The 17,405-nt window shown below is 40.0% G+C and carries 12 protein-coding genes and 1 pseudogene; 1 reads left to right on the forward strand and 12 read right to left on the reverse strand.

The annotated features are described in order from the left end of the window. Nucleotides 1-147: 147 nt before the first annotated feature. Nucleotides 148-969: a Hop family outer membrane protein HopE gene (gene hopE, locus HPOKI112_RS03370; RefSeq protein ID WP_000395397.1), complete on the reverse strand. Its 822-nt coding sequence runs from the start codon at nucleotides 967-969 to the stop codon at nucleotides 148-150. A 164-nt stretch (nucleotides 970-1,133) separates the two neighbouring features. Here hopE and uvrA point away from each other — a divergent pair, with 164 nt between their 5' ends. Further along, nucleotides 1,134-3,959, forward strand: coding sequence for an excinuclease ABC subunit UvrA (uvrA, locus tag HPOKI112_RS03375; RefSeq protein WP_025276857.1), 2,826 nt, complete (start codon nucleotides 1,134-1,136; stop codon nucleotides 3,957-3,959). A 329-nt stretch (nucleotides 3,960-4,288) separates the two neighbouring features. Here uvrA and HPOKI112_RS03380 read toward each other — a convergent pair. The 11 genes and pseudogenes from HPOKI112_RS03380 to HPOKI112_RS03430 form a co-directional block, all read right to left on the reverse strand. Next, nucleotides 4,289-5,111: pseudogene (locus HPOKI112_RS03380) on the reverse strand (hypothetical protein). Nucleotides 5,112-5,282: 171 nt separating this feature from the next. Next, nucleotides 5,283-6,428 (reverse strand): transcriptional activator FlgR, encoded by a 1,146-nt coding sequence (gene flgR, locus HPOKI112_RS03385; protein WP_025309762.1) that lies wholly within the window; start codon nucleotides 6,426-6,428, stop codon nucleotides 5,283-5,285. Beyond that, entirely contained in the window at nucleotides 6,425-6,898 is a 474-nt protein-coding gene (locus HPOKI112_RS03390; RefSeq protein WP_025275916.1) for a hypothetical protein, read from the reverse strand. Before HPOKI112_RS03390 ends, flgR begins: the two co-directional genes overlap by 4 nt. Next, nucleotides 6,898-9,393: a DNA topoisomerase (ATP-hydrolyzing) subunit A gene (gene gyrA, locus HPOKI112_RS03395; RefSeq protein WP_025275917.1), complete on the reverse strand. Its 2,496-nt coding sequence runs from the start codon at nucleotides 9,391-9,393 to the stop codon at nucleotides 6,898-6,900. The genes HPOKI112_RS03390 and gyrA overlap by 1 nt, the downstream gene beginning before the upstream one ends. 15 nt (nucleotides 9,394-9,408) lie before the next feature. Next, complete coding sequence (locus tag HPOKI112_RS03400; protein WP_025275918.1) at nucleotides 9,409-9,795, reverse strand: diacylglycerol kinase; 387 nt, start codon at nucleotides 9,793-9,795, stop codon at nucleotides 9,409-9,411. Then, complete coding sequence (locus HPOKI112_RS03405; RefSeq protein WP_025309763.1) at nucleotides 9,788-10,816, reverse strand: hypothetical protein; 1,029 nt, start codon at nucleotides 10,814-10,816, stop codon at nucleotides 9,788-9,790. Before HPOKI112_RS03405 ends, HPOKI112_RS03400 begins: the two co-directional genes overlap by 8 nt. Nucleotides 10,817-10,825: 9 nt before the next feature. Beyond that, nucleotides 10,826-11,017, reverse strand: coding sequence for a hypothetical protein (locus HPOKI112_RS03410; RefSeq protein ID WP_025275920.1), 192 nt, complete (start codon nucleotides 11,015-11,017; stop codon nucleotides 10,826-10,828). Between the two features lie 198 nt (nucleotides 11,018-11,215). Then, nucleotides 11,216-11,716 carry an acetone carboxylase subunit gamma gene (locus HPOKI112_RS03415; RefSeq protein WP_025275921.1) on the reverse strand — a complete coding sequence of 167 codons (501 nt, stop codon included), beginning with the start codon at nucleotides 11,714-11,716 and terminating at the stop codon, nucleotides 11,216-11,218. 16 nt (nucleotides 11,717-11,732) lie between these two features. Beyond that, entirely contained in the window at nucleotides 11,733-14,030 is a 2,298-nt protein-coding gene (locus tag HPOKI112_RS03420; RefSeq protein ID WP_025275922.1) for a hydantoinase B/oxoprolinase family protein, read from the reverse strand. Nucleotides 14,031-14,041: 11 nt separating this feature from the next. Beyond that, entirely contained in the window at nucleotides 14,042-16,183 is a 2,142-nt protein-coding gene (locus HPOKI112_RS03425; protein ID WP_025309764.1) for a hydantoinase/oxoprolinase family protein, read from the reverse strand. 208 nt (nucleotides 16,184-16,391) lie between these two features. Then, complete coding sequence (locus HPOKI112_RS03430) at nucleotides 16,392-17,393, reverse strand: lipid A deacylase LpxR family protein (RefSeq protein ID WP_025309765.1); 1,002 nt, start codon at nucleotides 17,391-17,393, stop codon at nucleotides 16,392-16,394. Between the last annotated feature and the right edge of the window lie 12 nt (nucleotides 17,394-17,405).

Genomic DNA, 17,405 nt, shown 5'->3' on the forward strand with positions numbered 1-17,405 from the left:
CCAAATGCTCACTCAATGGTGTTGGTTTTGTTGGTTACGCTCAAAAGTTTCTTTATAATCAATCTTAGCTTTTTAAGATGCAAAAACCCAAACTAAAATCCCTTTTATAAAGACTAAAAAGGGCTTAAAGACACCCTTTTAAAGGGTTTAAAAAGTGTAGTTATACCCTAAATAAAGCGAATAATCCCGTTTCAAATGGTAATAAAGATTAGTAGCATTAGGACCCGCACTCAAAAACTTGTTGATGAGTAGGGGTACTCTCACGCCAAACTCTACGCCATTATGCTTGTAGATATTGGCTCTCACCCCAAAATTCAACCATACTTGAAAGGCGACGGTTGAAGTTTTGGTGCTATAAGGAGCGTTAGGGTTACAATAAGTGGGGGTACAAACATCAGGACCTTTAGCTTCAATGATTTGCTCTTTCCAATAGTTTGCCGCTGAGCTTTTCCAAGTGTTACCGCCGATAGCGACCCCACCAAAAACACCAAAAGAAGCGTTATCGTTATCAATAATATCAGCTAACAAATCGCTCCCCACACCCCAAGAAACCATATCCAACTGGATTTTATTAGGTGCATAAACTTGCTTACCTAAAGTGGCATGCCCATAATCAAAAAGCCCATACACTCTAAAACCAAACCACTTGCTTGTCATATCAAAAGACTTGAATTGGAAAAACTTCTTATAACCCACATTCAACCCAAAACCATTCAAAGCCCCATTAGCGTATTTAGCATGCCAATTGATATTGGTATGTCCTGGATTATACTTATTAGCGGTAAGACCTGGGGGGCAACCTACAACACTCCCTGTGCAATCCCCTGTGTTATAAATATTACTATTCAAACGGGCTTGTCCAAGCTGATAATTAGTCCCTATATAAACACCATCACCTTCGGCTAACAACGAAGAGCTTAAAACTGCGGATAGAAGCCCTAAAGCTACAAACTTTTTCATAAATTCCATTCCTTTACATTCCTATCTTTAAAATTGTCTCATAAAATAATAGCATGTTTATCCTTAATCAAGCAAATATTTTTAACTCTTATGAATAAGAAATGATAATAAAACCATTCTTTTTTGAAGTATAATAGCTCCTTTTAATCCATTTTCTTATTTTAAGGAAACTCTTGCAACATAAAACCATTATGGATAAGATCATTATTCAAGGGGCTAGGGAAAATAATCTCAAAAATATTTTTTTAGAAATCCCTAAAAACCAATTTGTTGTTTTTACCGGATTAAGCGGTTCGGGTAAATCCACTTTAGCGTTTGACACTTTATACGCTGAAGGCCAAAGGCGCTATTTAGAGAGTTTGTCTAGCTATGCTAGGCAATTTTTAGACAAAGTGGGTAAGCCTAATGTGGATAAGATTGAAGGCCTAACCCCTGCGATTGCTATTGATCAAAAAACCACTTCTAAAAACCCTAGATCCACTGTGGGGACGATCACTGAGATTTATGATTATTTAAGGTTGTTGTTTGCAAGGGTTGGGGAGCAATTTTGCCCCACATGTTTAGAGCCTATTAGTTCTATGAGCGCGAGCGATATTATTTCTCAAATCTGTCATTTAGAAGAAAATTCTAAAATCATTATTCTAACCCCCATTATTAAAGATAAAAAAGGTTCGTTTAACGATAAATTAGAGAGCTTGCGTTTAAAGGGGTATGTGAGGGCTTTTGTTGATGGGGTGATGGTGCGTTTAGATGAAGAAATCCATTTGCACAAAACCAAAAAACACACCATTGAAGCGGTGGTGGATAGAGTGGTTATCAATAGCGAAAATTCTTCACGGATCGCTAGCGCAATAGAAAAAGCCCTTAAAGAAAGCTATGGAGAATTAGAAGTGGAAATCTTGCAAGACAACGCGCCAAGCATAAGAAAGCATTACAGCGAGCATAAGGCATGTTTTAAGTGTAAGATGAGTTTTGAAGAATTAGAGCCTTTGAGTTTTTCATTCAATTCGCCTAAAGGGGCGTGCGAGAGCTGTTTGGGTTTGGGGACAAAATTTAGCTTAGATATTAGTAAGATTTTAGATCCTAACACGCCTTTAAATCAAGGAGCGATTAAAGTGATTTTTGGGTATAACCGCAGTTATTACGCTCAAATGTTTGAAGGCTTTTGCGAGTATAATGGCATTGACACCGCACTTTGTTTTAACGAATTGAATAAAGAGCAGCAAGACGCTCTTTTATATGGGAATGGCACTGAAATCAGCTTTCATTTTAAAAACAGCTCTTTAAAACGCCCTTGGAAAGGCATCATTCAAATCGCTTATGACATGTTTAAAGAGCAAAAGGATTTGAGCGATTACATGAGCGAAAAAACCTGTTCTTCATGCAAGGGGCATCGTTTGAAAGCTTCCAGTTTGAGCGTTCAAGTCGCTGGCTTGAAAATGGCGGATTTTTTAACTAAGCCCATTGAAGAAGTCTATCACTTTTTTAATGATCCCACGCATTTTAGCTATCTTAACGAGCAAGAAAAAAAGATCGCTGAACCCATTTTAAAAGAGATTTTAGAAAGGGTGTTTTTTTTATACGATGTGGGGTTGGGGTATTTGACTTTAGGGAGGGATGCACGAACGATTAGCGGAGGGGAGAGCCAAAGGATACGAATCGCTAGTCAAATCGGGAGTGGCTTGACAGGGGTTTTGTATGTTTTAGACGAGCCTAGCATTGGCTTGCATGAAAAGGACACGCTCAAACTCATCAACACCCTTAGGAATTTACAAAAAAAGGGGAACACGCTCATTGTCGTAGAACATGACAAAGAGACGATTAAGCATGCGGATTTTGTTGTGGATATTGGGCCAAAGGCTGGAAGGCATGGGGGTGAAGTGGTTTTTAGCGGGAGCGTGAAAGAATTATTGCAAAATAACCATTCTACCGCCTTGTATCTCAACGGCACTAAAAAGATTGAGCGTCCTAAATTTGAACCCCCTAAAGAAAAGCATTTTTTAGAAATTAAAAATGTCAATATCAATAACATTAAGAATTTGAGCGTTCAAATCCCCTTAAAACAATTGGTGTGCATTACTGGGGTGAGCGGGAGCGGTAAAAGCTCGCTGATTTTACAAACCCTTTTACCCACCGCTCAAACCCTTTTAAACCACGCTAAAAAAACTCAAAGCTTGAATGGGGTGGAGATTGTAGGGTTGGAGCATTTGGATAAAGTGATTTATTTAGACCAAGCCCCCATAGGCAAAACCCCACGAAGCAACCCTGCCACTTACACGGGAGTGATGGATGAAATCAGGATTTTATTTGCCGAGCAAAAAGAAGCTAAAATTTTAGGCTATAGTGCGAGCCGTTTTAGCTTTAATGTTAAAGGGGGGCGGTGCGAGAAATGCCAAGGCGATGGGGACATTAAAATAGAAATGCACTTTTTGCCTGATGTGTTAGTCCAATGCGATAGCTGTAAGGGCGCTAAATACAACCCCCAAACTTTAGAAATCAAGGTGAAAGGCAAATCCATTGCCGATGTGTTGAACATGAGCGTGGAAGAGGCTTATGAATTTTTTGCTAAATTCCCTAAAATCGCCGTGAAGTTAAAAACGCTTATAGATGTGGGCTTAGGCTATATCACTTTAGGGCAAAACGCTACGACTTTAAGCGGGGGGGAGGCTCAAAGGATCAAATTGGCTAAAGAATTGAGTAAAAAAGACACAGGCAAAACCCTTTATATTTTAGATGAGCCTACTACCGGTTTGCATTTTGAAGACGTGAATCACCTTTTACAGGTTTTGCACTCTTTAGTGGTGTTAGGCAATTCCATGCTAGTGATTGAGCATAATTTAGACATTATCAAAAACGCTGACTACATTATAGACATGGGGCCTGATGGGGGGGATAAGGGCGGGAAAGTCATTGCGAGCGGCACGCCTTTAGAGGTGGCAAAAAATTGCGAAAAAACCCAAAGCTATACGGGAAAATTTTTAGCTTTGGAATTGGAATAGCTTGCATTGGGGAAGGTTAGCGGCAATAATAGCCACTTGATCATGCAAGAGTTAGCAAAGAAGCCATGCCTTTAAAATCCATCGCATGAGAGTTTGAAAAATGAGAAAATATTAATGAAAATAGAGACCAAGCTGACACCCTCTAATCATTACAGAAACGGCTTTATTACATTAAGTGTTAATCATAAATTATAAAAAATGCTAAAAAACATTTTTTATAATCAATAGTAAAGAGCTTGATTTTAATTGCATGATAATTTTTGTAGTACGGTATTAGGGGTTAAAAAATGACTTTTAATTTAAAAAACTAATTAAAACCCAACAAGATTTTATTTATTATTGTTTTCTTTCCGCATTATAATCGCTTGAATGGGATCTTTGCCGAGAAGGTTGCCAAACAAAGACCCCTTCAGCAACTCGTAAAACACCCTGCTTGTTATTTTAACTGGCTTCTCTCTTTGAGTCTTTAAGATATTTGGGGAATTGCATTTTAACTTCTCTATCAATCATAGACCCCCACTTTTTATAGCGGAACTTGATCGCAAATTCCGTTCCTCGTATCCGCTCTACCTTGCAACTCCTAAACCCAACCCCCAAATACTTTCTCATCAACCACTCAATGTTGTAAGGCCCTTTGTCCAAAAAACGCCTGATATTTGCAGAATTGGTTTCATAATATATTGCAGGCTCGCTATTTTCAAGCAAATCAGCAAGAGTGGTGTTGTTATTATCAATCATAGGGGGAACATAAAACCCTAAACACTCATCAACCCCTAATTCCTTAACGATAAGCAATCTGCAACTGATAAAATCACCATCCTTATCGTTAAGAACATCAATGATTTTATAAGAGCTACCATACCCATAATAGATTGCGTTAGGTTTCTGCGGTTCTTTATTAGCCTTTAATTCATTAAATTCATCAAAAATACCCGCCATGAAATCATCATCATTTGCTAAAGCGGTTTTGCCATTCAATCTAACAATCGTTTCCTTATTCAACTGAACAATAACTCCGTTAGTTTCTTTATCCACTCCAACACCAATCGCTCTATAGCCAAATCTATCCACTCTTTTACTCAATTTGTTACACAACAAACCATGCAACTCCTTGTTTTTTAATTTTTTAACCATAAAATCATTCGCTAACATAAAAACTCCCCATTAATTGAACCCCAATCTTTAAATCCCTTTTAAGCAAAAATCCCAAATTAAGCGTTTCTGATAAATGCTTTTTTTAATAACTCCATGAAATTATAGCGTGATCACTAAAACCTATTAAACTTATCTGGTTGCGGATAAATTATAAAGAAGTTTTACAAACTACCTTTCCAAAAACAAATCTTTTTCTTGGATTTCTGCTCCTTCGCTTAAAATCGCCGCTCTTTCCACGACGCCTAAAAGCTCTCGCACATTCCCATGCCAAGAGTATTCTAAAAGGTGTTTTGCGGCGTTTTTTGAAAAAGATTTTGACCCCAAATGATACGCATCGCACACTTCTTTAAGCTTGATTTCAGCAATGGGTAAAATCTCTTCAACCCTCTCTCTTAAAGGCGCGATAGTTATAGGCACGATTTGCAAGCGGAAAAATAAATCTTCTCTAAATTCTTTCGCAGCGATTTTTTCTTTCATGTTAGCGTTGGTAGCGGAAATAAAACGAACATCAATTTTAACGCTCTTATTATCCCCAAGACGCGTGATTTCTTTTTCTTGAACCACTCTTAAAAGTTTGCTTTGCAATTGAAAGGGCATTTCAGCGATTTCATCTAAAAAGATCGTGCCTTTATTAGCGCTTTCAAAAAGCCCCATTTTAGGCGCTGTGGCGTCCGTGAACGCCCCTTTTTGATACCCAAAAAGCTCGCTTTCTAATAAATGCTCTGGGATAGCGGACATGTTGATTGCGATAAAAGGGTGCTTGGAGCGTTGCGAATGCTGGTGGATGAAATGAGCAAAAACTTCCTTACCCACCCCGCTTTCGCCTAATAGCATGACATTAGCGTCCGTGCTTGCGACTTTTAAGGCCTGCCGTTTGCTCTCTTCTAAAGCTTTTGAAGTGGCTAAAAAGCTGTGTTTGTGTGGTTTTTTTAAAGGTTTTTCTAAAGGGTGTTTTTTTTGAAATTCTAAAACTTTTTTGGTGCGATAGATAGACTCTAAAAGCAATTCTGGTTTAAAAGGCTTTTGGAAAAAGTCTTTCACGCCCAAACGAATGGAATCAATGGCTTTATTCAAGGTCGCATTACCGGTAATCACAATGGATTCATACTTGCCCTCTAAAAGGCGTAAAAATTCTAAGCCGTCCATATGGGGCATGTTAATATCCGTGATGACTAAATCAAAGCTTTCATCAAGTTTGGCTAAAGCGTCTTTAGGGTTTTTAAAACTCACAATCTCTAAATCGTCTTGAAGCTCAAAAAAAAGCTCCAGACTTTTACGCATGTTAATATCATCTTCTACAATGGCGATTTTCATTCTTCTTCCTTTCTAAAAATATCTAAAAACAGCGCATCTCCCACTAAACTCGCTCTAACGCTTAAGGCTTTGAGGTCAAGAATGCTTGTGGTAGTGGTGCCGTTTTTATAGCTATGATCATAATGCGTGATAGCGACTTGGCTTTTTAAAATGCAGTCTATGACTCGCTCTTTTTCTTTTTTTAACGCTATTTCTAAAAGGAAGCGTTCTAACTTTATTTGGAGCAAGGGGTCTTTCAAATTGGGTAAGTTACGAGTGATGATGGAGCAACGATAGTCTAAAACATAGGGGGCTGTTTTGATGCGGCTAACGATAGGTTTAGAAACAGAATACTCTTCGCCCATCACTCTGGAATCAACGATTTTCAAGCGATACGAAATTAAAAATTCTTGATTTTCTAGGGGGTTTAGAGCATGCAAAGAAACCCCTAAAAAATACAATAAAAAATAAAAGAATGAAAAGAAACGCATCACTCAAATAATTGTGCAGGAGGGTTTTCTAAATTTTCTGGCTCTTCTTCTTTAGGGCAAGAATTGACATACATGACTTTATCGGCGGTGTTTATGAGCTTTACCCCACTAGCGTTTCTTCCGGTTTCTCTAATATCTTTAATAGAAACTCTGATCATTTTTGCGCTTGCAGTAAGGATCATCAAATCTAGGTTCTCATCATCTACGCTGATAACGCCCACTAGATTGCCGGTTTTTTGAGTGAGCTTCATGCCAATGATCCCCTTACCTCCACGAGATTGCTCTCTATACGCTTCGGCTAAAGTTTGCTTGCCAAGCCCGTTTTCGCTCACGCTCAAAAGCTTGTTGCCATCATCGCTAATAACGACCGCACCGACAACAAAATCGTTTTCATTCAGCCTAATCCCTATAACCCCACGAGCATTTCTTCCCATCTCGCGCACATCTTCTAAAGGGAATTTAATGAAAATACCCAAATGCGATGCGATGAGCAAATGCTTAGCGTTTTTATCCACAACTTTTGCACTCACTAATTCATCGCCTTCATCTAAAACAATCGCTCTGACACCACAACTCCTGTTGCTCCCAAATTCGCTCAAATTGGTGCGCTTCACCACACCATTTTTCGTGAAGAAGGCTAAAGAGCGTTCATCGCTAAAGTCTTTGGTGCTTAAGGTTGCCATGATCTTTTCATCAGGAGCGAGCGAGATTAAATTCACAATAGCTTTACCCATAGCGATCCGGCTCGCTTCTGGGATTTTATAGACTTTTAGATGATACAATTGCCCCTTATTGGTGATAAAGAGCAAAATATCATGCGTGTTAGCCACAAAAAAGTTTTCAATGAAGTCGTCTTCATAAGTGCTGCCTGAAAGCTTGCCCTTACCGCCACGATTTTGCTTTTCATAAGCTTTTAAATCCACTCTTTTCACATAGCCTTTATAGCTCATGCTCACCACCATAGGCTCATTAGCGATCAAATCTTCTATGTCAATATTTTCATAAGATTCTTGAATTTCAGTGCGCCTTGGAGAAGAAAATTGCTCTTTGACTTCTAAAAGCTCTGTTTTGACGACTCCATTCAAGCGTTCTTCGCTCTTTAAAATGCCATTGAGATCATCAATAAGCTCTAACAAGTTTTGGTATTCTTCTTTGATTTTATCTCTTTCAAGGCCTGTTAAGCGTTGCAAACGCATTTCTAAAATGGCTTTGCTTTGGATTTCGCTCAAAGTGAAACGCTCCATTAAGGCGTTTTTAGCCGTTTCTGGGCTTTGGCTTGTTTTAATGAGCTGCACGATTTCATCAATATTGTCTAATGCGATCAAATAGCCCTCTAAAATATGCGCTCTAGCCTTAGCCTTTTCCAATTCAAAAATCGTGCGTCTTATAATAATGGTTTTTCTGTGGTTTAAGAAAAGGCGCAACAACTCTAAAAGCGTGAAAATCTTAGGCTCTTTATTGTAAATAGCGAGTAAAATGATGCTAAAAGTGGTCTCCATGGTGGTGAGTTTGTAAAGGTGGTTTAAGACAATTTCACTCATCGCATCTCTTTTTAATTCAATCACCACTCTAATGCCCTCTCTATCGCTTTCATCGCGCACTTCGCTAATGCCTTCAATTTGTTTTTCTCGCGCTAAATCGCTGATTTGTTCCACTAATTTGGCTTTATTGGTTTGAAAAGGCATTTCATCTAAAACGATGATTTCTTTATTTTTCGTCTTTTCCACATGCACTTTGGCCCGCACTTTCACGCGCCCTCGCCCCGTTTTATAGGCTTCAATAATGCCCGCCTTGCCATAAATGATCCCACCAGTGGGAAAGTCAGGCCCTTTGACAAATTCCAAAATTTCATCTAATTCAGCGTTAGGGTTTTCTAAGACATGCGCTAAAGCGTCTATGATTTCATCAATTCTGTGAGGGGGGATAGAAGTCGCCATCCCTACAGCGATCCCATTAGCCCCATTGACTAAAAGGTTAGGCAGACGGCTTGGTAAAATATCTGGTTCTTTTAAGGTGTCATCGTAATTAGGCACAAAATCAATGGTGTCTTTATCAATATCCCTTAAAATTTCTTCACTCGCCTTAGTCATTCTGGCTTCAGTGTAACGCATCGCTGCAGCGTTATCGCCATCAATAGAGCCAAAGTTGCCCTGCCCATCCACTAATTCCAAACGCATAGAAAAATCTTGCGCCATTCTCACTAGCGCATCATAAACCGCGTTATCGCCATGGGGGTGGTATTTACCGATCACATCACCCACGATCCTAGCGCTTTTTTTATAAGCGACTTTGGAAGTAAGGCCTAATTCATGCATCGCATACAAAATACGCCTATGCACAGGCTTTAAGCCATCTCTAGCGTCCGGTAAAGCACGCCCTATGATCACGCTCATGGAATAGGCTAAATAGCTCTCTTCAATAGAAGAATCAATCCCCACTTCTACAATATTTTTTGTTTCATTGACTGAATTATCTTGGACTGAATTATCTTGCATGTGTCTCCCTAAAATTTAATTAAAATAAAGCGTTAAAAGATAACGCCCCCAAACAAAAGCCCAAAAAATAAGCCCTATCAGTTGGGCTGCACTGGCCATGTCTTTAGCCTTTTTGGCTAAAGGGTGGAACTCTGTGCTGGTAAAATCCACAGCCTTTTCAATAGAGCTATTAATTAGTTCAACCACCACCGATAAAAAACAAGGCGCAATCAATAGCCCCCATTCTAAAAAATCTTTAGCTAGATAGCTCGCTAGAGCGATACAAAAAAGAGCCAAGATAATAATTTGCCTGAACGCACTCTCTTCAGCCCATGCACATTTAAGCCCGTCTTTAGAATAAAAAAGGGCTTTAAAAAGGCGTTTAAACCCTTTAGCTTTGGGCGGGACTTTGAAATCACTCATGGCTTATTTGGTAAGATTGAAAGAAATTCACGCTAAGGCTATCCAACAAGGCGTTAAAAGTCAGCTTGGCGTTGTCTTTAGCTTGGGCGTTAAGAGTGATCTGGGATCGTTTGTCTTTAGCCATAGAAACAAAAGCTTGCAACAATCCTTTAAAATCTTGTTGGAGCACTGTATTGTCTTTAAAACGGGATTGGAACAAGGCTATAAAATAGTTTTCTAAAGAAGCTAACGCGCTTTCATAAGAGACGCTAGGGGTTTGAGAACGCAAGCTAAAATAAGGGAAAAAAAAGCCCAAACTCTCTTTATGTTGGTGGTAAAAGGATTCTAAAACATTTTTAAGATGGCGCGCTTGGATAGAAACGCCCAACTTTGGCGTTGAAAAACGCAGTTTGTCTTGCAGCTCTTCTATGGCTTTAGCGTCTTTAGAACTCAAGGTTTTAAAAATATTTTTAAGGGAGAGATTTTCTTGCGCCTCCATTAAACCCTCTTGAAAAAAAGTGTAAGCAAGAATATTCTCTGCATTAGTCAAATCGCATTTTAAATTGTCGTTTAAGGTTTTTTCATCTAAAGCGTTGAATTTTAAAGAGCAATTCAAGCGCGTGGGTTTCATTTTTTCTAATAAGGTATTCAAATCTTTTAGGGGGATTTGGCTGATTTTTTGCTGAATATCTTGTTCTAAAATAGGGGATTTGATTTGAGAATGGACAGAAAGAGTGAGAGAGCTTTTATCTAAAGAATGGAGCTTAATACTCAAATTTTTAAAATCTACAATAGGGGAGTTTTGAGAGTCTAAAAAACTCAGCTCTTTAGAAACGCATGCAATTTTAAAAAACCCTTCGCATTCAAAAGGAGCACCTACAATCTCCATGCCCTTAATATGGGGGCGTTGATCCAAATAAGCGTTAAGATAAGCGGTTAAAGATTTTTTAACCGACATGCTAGTAAAGAAGATAAACACCCCTAAAAGCACGCAAATTAAAGCCCCAATAACCACCATCCAAGACATGAATTTTTTAGTCAAAAACACCCTTTATTTTATTGAAAGCATAGTGATAGAACTCATAAAATACATTTTCTTATTTTTAGAGATATTGACAATATCTTGCAGTAATTTTCCACAATTTTCTTCTTCCCAAGTGTGGTTTCGCTGGTGTACAAGGACAGAAAATATCGTGTTTGTTAGGGCAAAAAAGTCGTTAGCAATGCCTTGTGTTACTTTCATAGCTTTTCCTTGTTAGGTGGAATTAAAATTATACCTAGTATTAAATCAAAAAAAAAGAAAAAGAGCTTAAAATTTTGAAAAAGTCCTAATTTGTGGCTGAATTTGTTAGGATTGAAGAAAAATTCGCTTGAGTTGAATTAACCAAAGCTTTTAGCACCAAGAGGCATAAAGCCTCTTCATAAAAAGGATTGAGCAATCTTAGCGTCTTTCTGGGGGCTGTATGCCTAGCCAATCTTTATAAAACGCCTCTATATCAGGCTCAAAATCATGGATCACAGGATACCAAGGAGTTGGGGCTTCAACATCTAAAAGGATGCCGCAATCCGGGCAAATATACTCCCGATACACTTGCCAGTGAGTATCACTGGCTAAGAGTTTAGGATACACCTCTTCCATTTTTTCTGCTGTATCGCGCACATAGATGTTTGCATGCAATTTCCAGTTCTCCTCTGGAGCGCAAAACGCATGACCGCATGAACACTTAATCACCCACTTCTTTTGAGCATCTTGCACCACAAATAAATGCGGTCCCAAGGGTAAGACGATTTTGTCATCAAAATCTACCTTATCTTGCAACACCTTCAGATACATTTGGAACCTTTCATGATCTTTAGGCATGCTCAGCATTTTTAAGACAGTGTTCCAATCCAAGTTCCCCTCTACCAAATTTTTAATTTGTTCTTGTGTGTATTTTGACATGACCATTCTCCTTTCTTTATTTCTCATCAACCAACAGAACTGTGCGCACATCAGGCAATTTGCTCAAATCCATCCTGTATTTAGATCCATAGGTGAATACGCCAAGCTCATCTTCTTTCACGCTCCAGCTCTTTGGCAAGTTCCAAAATGTTTTAAAATCGTTTAAAAACTTGGGCGAGAGATCAAAGCTAGTCGCATACATGTGCTTAACCTGTTTGGAAGCCTCTTTTTCAAGAATAGCGTTCCTTTCTTGCTCCATCCATTGTTTTACCGGTATGGATCTAGCCTTTCTGTTTTCAAGAATTTCTTTTCTTCTGGCTTTCGTTTTGGCTTCATCTCCTACCCAAATGCCGTCTTTATTCTGGCTCACAATCGCACCATAAACCTTGTAAGCGTATTCTGGCAATAGCTGTTTGCTGTTTAAGTCTTCTAAAATCGCGTTCAAATCCCTTTCAATCGGATCGCCAAATCCAGGACCGCCTTTGATGTAATTCAAATACAAGTCATAATTGTCAAAGCAGTTCTCGGTGGTGATGCATTGCTTATCCCTTTTGACTTGAGACGCATGAGAAATGTGCTTTTCATAATCTCTATCCGTTGGGTTAAAATCGCCCCCCAAAGGCAAGCTGGCGTTATTTTTAATCCTGTTTTTTAAATCGGTGTTGTGCGCTTCAAACCTATAACCACTAGCCGCTGGATAGCCCCCCATCATACCCCAATCGCTATTCATGTAACCATTACCCATAAAGAACATGGTCCAATCATGCGCACCCCACACCATTCTTAAGGTTTCAAACCCGTTACCGCCTCGATATTTCCCATACCCACCGGTATTGGCTTTGACATTCCTGCCTAGATAAAGAAGAGGCTCTGCCATTTCCCAAATTTCAACATCGCCCATATCGCCTTCTGGGTTCCAAATAGCTGCTGCGTGATTCAAGCCGTCCTTTATCGCACAAGCCCCAGTCCCACAAGAACTCGTCTCAAAGCTATTCACCGCATGGATTTCTCCATCCTGGTTGATACCACCGCCTTGCAACCAATTGGAAGTGTTAGCGTTCCCAGAATTGACCTCTTCTAAATACCCTCGGCTGTAATACGCTTGAGACAAGCCTCTCCACAAAGCGCTCCAGCCTGATACCAAGAAATGCCACGCATAAGCATGCCCGGTGCGCCTGTCATCTGGATTCATCCAAGTCCCTTTTTTGAGTCTGAATTGAGTCGCAAAATAAGCACCATCGTTGATGCGAGAAGTGGGTATCAGCGTTTGAGTCATCATCACCCAAATACCGCTAGTGAAAGACACTTGGTTGCAATTGAAAGAGTGCCATCCCCACCTAGACGCACCATCAAAATCCAATTTCCATGTAGCGTCTTTATTGATAGTGATTTCCACAGGAGAGTGCATGATCGTGTCTAGCTTAGCAAATTCAGAGCACACGCCAATATCTTTATGTGCATAAGGCACATCCACAAACGCTACCTTTCTATACTTGCCTGGTATGGTCATGGATTTGATCCTAGAGATAAGGCCTCTCCTCCCTTCTTCAATCACCTCATCAATAAATCGCATGTAAGAATCAATGCCGTCTTCTTTAATGACTTCCATCACTAAATCCCTAATCATATGGCACCCTGCAATCCTAGTCCTTTCATCCAAAATCCAATATTTAGGCGTGCGAACCGATCTTTGAGATTCATGCAACCAATCTTTAAAGCTTTCATCGTTCGCTCCTGTTTTACGGCAAGTGATCATGTATCCATCCCCAAATCTTTGAACCTGTCCAGTGCTCATCGATCCTGGAGTAACCGAACCGGTATCAATCACATGCGTAACGCCACCTACCCACCCAATCAATTTTTCATCGTGAAAAATAGGCACAAGAGTCATAATATCGCATGGGTGCACATTCCCAATCGCGCAGTCGTTATTGGTGAAAATATCCTTGTCATTGATACCGGGGTTATCTTCCCAATTATTCTCTACCATGTATTTGATAGCTGATCCCATAGTGCCTACATGGATAATGATACCCGTAGAAGTCAGCACGCTATCGCCCACAGCGTTATAAAGCGTGAAGCACAACTCACCCTCTTGCTCAACAATAGGGCTAGCCGCAATCCTTTTAGCTGTTTCTCTAGCATGCACGATACCGCCCCTTAGTTTAGAGAACATCTTCTCATAACCGATCGGATCTCTTTCTTTAAACTCTAGTTTTTTGAGACCATTATAATGCCCTGTTTTTTCTGTCCTGGCTAGAATTTCATCTCTAGCTTGTTTTAAAGTTTTGCCGTTTTTCAATAAATTTGCCATTTTGAACTCCTTTATTTAATTTCTTTCAAGTGGAACAATCGGTGTTTGTCTAGTTTTGTCGCAAAGCCTTTGGGTATCACGAAAGTGGTCGCATCTGATTCCACGATCGCAGGCCCTATGACTTCATTTCCAGGCAATAATTTTTCCATTTGCCACACATCTGCATCCACCCATTTTTTATGCCGATAGAATTTTCTAACGCCTATTTTGGCTTCTTTTGGGGGCGTAGCGCCATGCTCTTTTTCAACCGGAATCACAGGTTTTTGCGTAGCCACAACACCACGCATGATCACACCGGTCACGCTAAAACCAAGCTCTGGAGAACACGCTGATTCAGAATAAACACGAGCGTAGGTTTTTTCATATTCTTTGACAATCTCTTCCCAATCAGCCACGCTTGTAGCTTTTAACACAGGAGAAGTGATCTCTAAGTCATTCAATTGCCCCATATACTGCATCCTGTATCCAGGTCTTAAGATCACATCTTTTTGAGAAAAGCCATTGATCTTGAACTCTTCAATCACTTTGAGAGTCAATTCATCCCATGCGTCTTGAATGATTTTGCATGCTTCTACTTTTGACTTGTCTGAAGAATACTGCGGAATGGCAATATCCACGCTCTTGTCGTATCTGTATTCAAAATCAGCGCAAGCGCAACCAAAAGCACTAAATCCAGCCGCCCATGCAGGCACTACCACATCCTTAAACCCTAAACCTTCTGTATAGCCATAGGTATGCACAGGCCCCGCGCCACCATACGAAAAGCACACAAAATCAGATGGGCTATACCCTTTAGCGCTAATGTTGGATCGCAAGTATTCTTTAAGCTCCAAATCAAGTAGCTCAATCACGCCAGCAGCTGCATCTTCTACGCTAATGCCTAGCGGATCAGCGATTTGCTCTTTAATGTGTTTTTTAGCCCTATCCACATCTAATTTAATCAAACCGCCTAAGAAATTATCCGGGTTCAAATAGCCTAAAACAATATGGCAATCGGTTACTGAAACCGTGTCTAATCCGCTGTCTTTCCAACAAGTGCCAACTCTATACCCCGCACTGTCAGGCCCTAGTTTGACAGATCGGCTGTGCGGATCAATGCGCACAAAACTCCCAGCACCTGCACCAACGGAATCCATAGCCACAAGCGGTAGAGATAAAACAAGGCGCGCCATATCAGGGTCAGAAGCGATGTTGAAATTGCTCTTAACGATAAGCGCCATATCAAAGCTCGTGCCACCAATATCGCTGCATGCAATATTGTCATAACCAAGCGTTTCGCCTAGCAATTTAGATCCGATCACGCCTCCAATAGGGCCGCTCACAATAGTCCTAGCGAGCTCCTTAGCTTTCCAGCTAATGGTGCCTCCATGCGTTGCCATCACACGAAGATCGAATTTAGCGCCATGCTCTTTGAAGCGGTTGCTGACTTTAGAGAGAGTTTGTCTGCTTGGCTCAGCCGCATAAGCTTCTAAGATAGTGGTGTTCATTCTGTGGCTTTCTTTTCTTTGAGGGTAGTAATCCACCGAAGCGAATACGGGAATATTTTTACCCAACTTTTCAATCTCTTTTAACGCTATATCTCTAACGATCCGCTCGCTTTCAGCGTTTTTATGAGATTGCAACAAGCAAATCACAATGGCCTTTGCACCTGCTTCTAAAAGCTCCTTAACAGCAACTTTAACCTCTTCTTGGCGCACTGGGATAACCACTTGCCCCTTGACATCGGTTCTTTCTGTAACGCCTCTAATCCTTTTTAAAGGAATCAGCGGATCATCATACTTGTGCGTGTTGATGTGCAATCTTTCTTCTAGTGCATACCCCAAGTAGGATTGCAACGCCCTGCCCATAGAATGCATTTGTTCAAAACCCTTATTGCAAATTAGGCCCACTTCCATCCCACGCCTTTGGACAACCCGATTGAGCATCGCCGTGCCTGAGTACACGCAAGTGACCAACTCTGGATAAACCTTATTCACATCTGATTTCCAGTGCGATAAAGCGTCTTGTGAGCTATTGTAAATAGCTAAGCTCTCATCTTCTGGGTTGCTTTGGGCTTTACCAACTACGAAACTGCCATTTTCTTTCACAAAAAATGTGTCCGTCATGGTGCCGCCGGCATCAATACCCATCACCTGAACTCTTGCGTCTTTCATTTTTTAGACTCCTTAGTATTAAAGTGTTGTTCAAGGTAACCTATCAAGGTAACCTGTTTGAATTATAGGACAGATTTTAAAATGGAAATCGTTTTTTTTTTTTTTTTAAGCCAATCAGTGAAAATTTAGTGTGTGAAGTGAATAATAGTAATAAGTTCATTCAAAAAAATATCATATAGGGATAAAAAATATTAAACCTATTATTAAATCAAAAGGCAAAATTCAATTCTAAAGTGCCGATTTGGTGGTGTTTAGGCTGGGATTGAAAGGTTTTACTAATATCGGTAATCGTAAAAGCCACCCTAAAGCTGCGCCACATCATAGCCGCTCCTATTTCACTGGCATAAACAAAGTATTCCAAATTAGCAATGCCCCTAGTTTCAGGGCTATTGCCTTGAATGAAGATGTTAAGGGGTTGGAAGCGCCCAAAAGCCCCTACAAAAAAATAGACGGAAAATTTATCGCTATAAGGCATGCCTCCATCAAAAGCGGTATTGACCTTATTGACCCCATAATCAGCGTCTAGGTTATACCCAGCCCTAAAGAGCGAGCCGAGTTGGAAATAATCCCTCGCATTACCCAATTCCACATTAAACCCAGGCATTAACTCCATAGAAAAAAAACGAGTCTTTAAAAGGGGGACTTTTTTGAGCAATTGGTAGTGCAATTCAAAGATAAATTCGTTTTTGAGCTGCGTGTTCCAGCCATAAAATTGGGGGTCATGACCCCATTTATGAATGAGACGCTGCGTTTGAGCGGCCAAAGAATCTTGCCCTGTTGCGCCTAAAGAAAGCGTGAATAACTCCATAAAAGTTTGATGGCGGTTATACACATTCAAATTCACCCTCAAATACCCTCCATAAGGGTGGTTGTCATGCAAATGCACCAGTTTTCTGTTTTCAAGTGAAGGGGTATACATGTCTTGGGCGAGAGAAATGCCAAAACGAGTAACCCTAGGGCTTTTATTGAAAAACCCTAAATACGAAGTCCATTTCATCGCTTTATTTTTAGAAAAATCAAACTCTTTAGTAGAAAAGCCTATTTGGTTGCCTGCGGTATAATACTCATCAATGTAAGGGTTGATATAACCATCATTTTCAGTCATCAAATTGATAGAATAGCGTTTAGAGGGCGTTAATGGGGTAAGAATATCCTCTTTTGCCCATGCAAACGTTCCTAATAATAAACATAAAATGAATTTGAAAAACAAAACACTTCCTCT

The organism is Helicobacter pylori oki112 (assembly GCF_000600085.1).
Lineage (GTDB): Bacteria > Campylobacterota > Campylobacteria > Campylobacterales > Helicobacteraceae > Helicobacter > Helicobacter pylori_CY.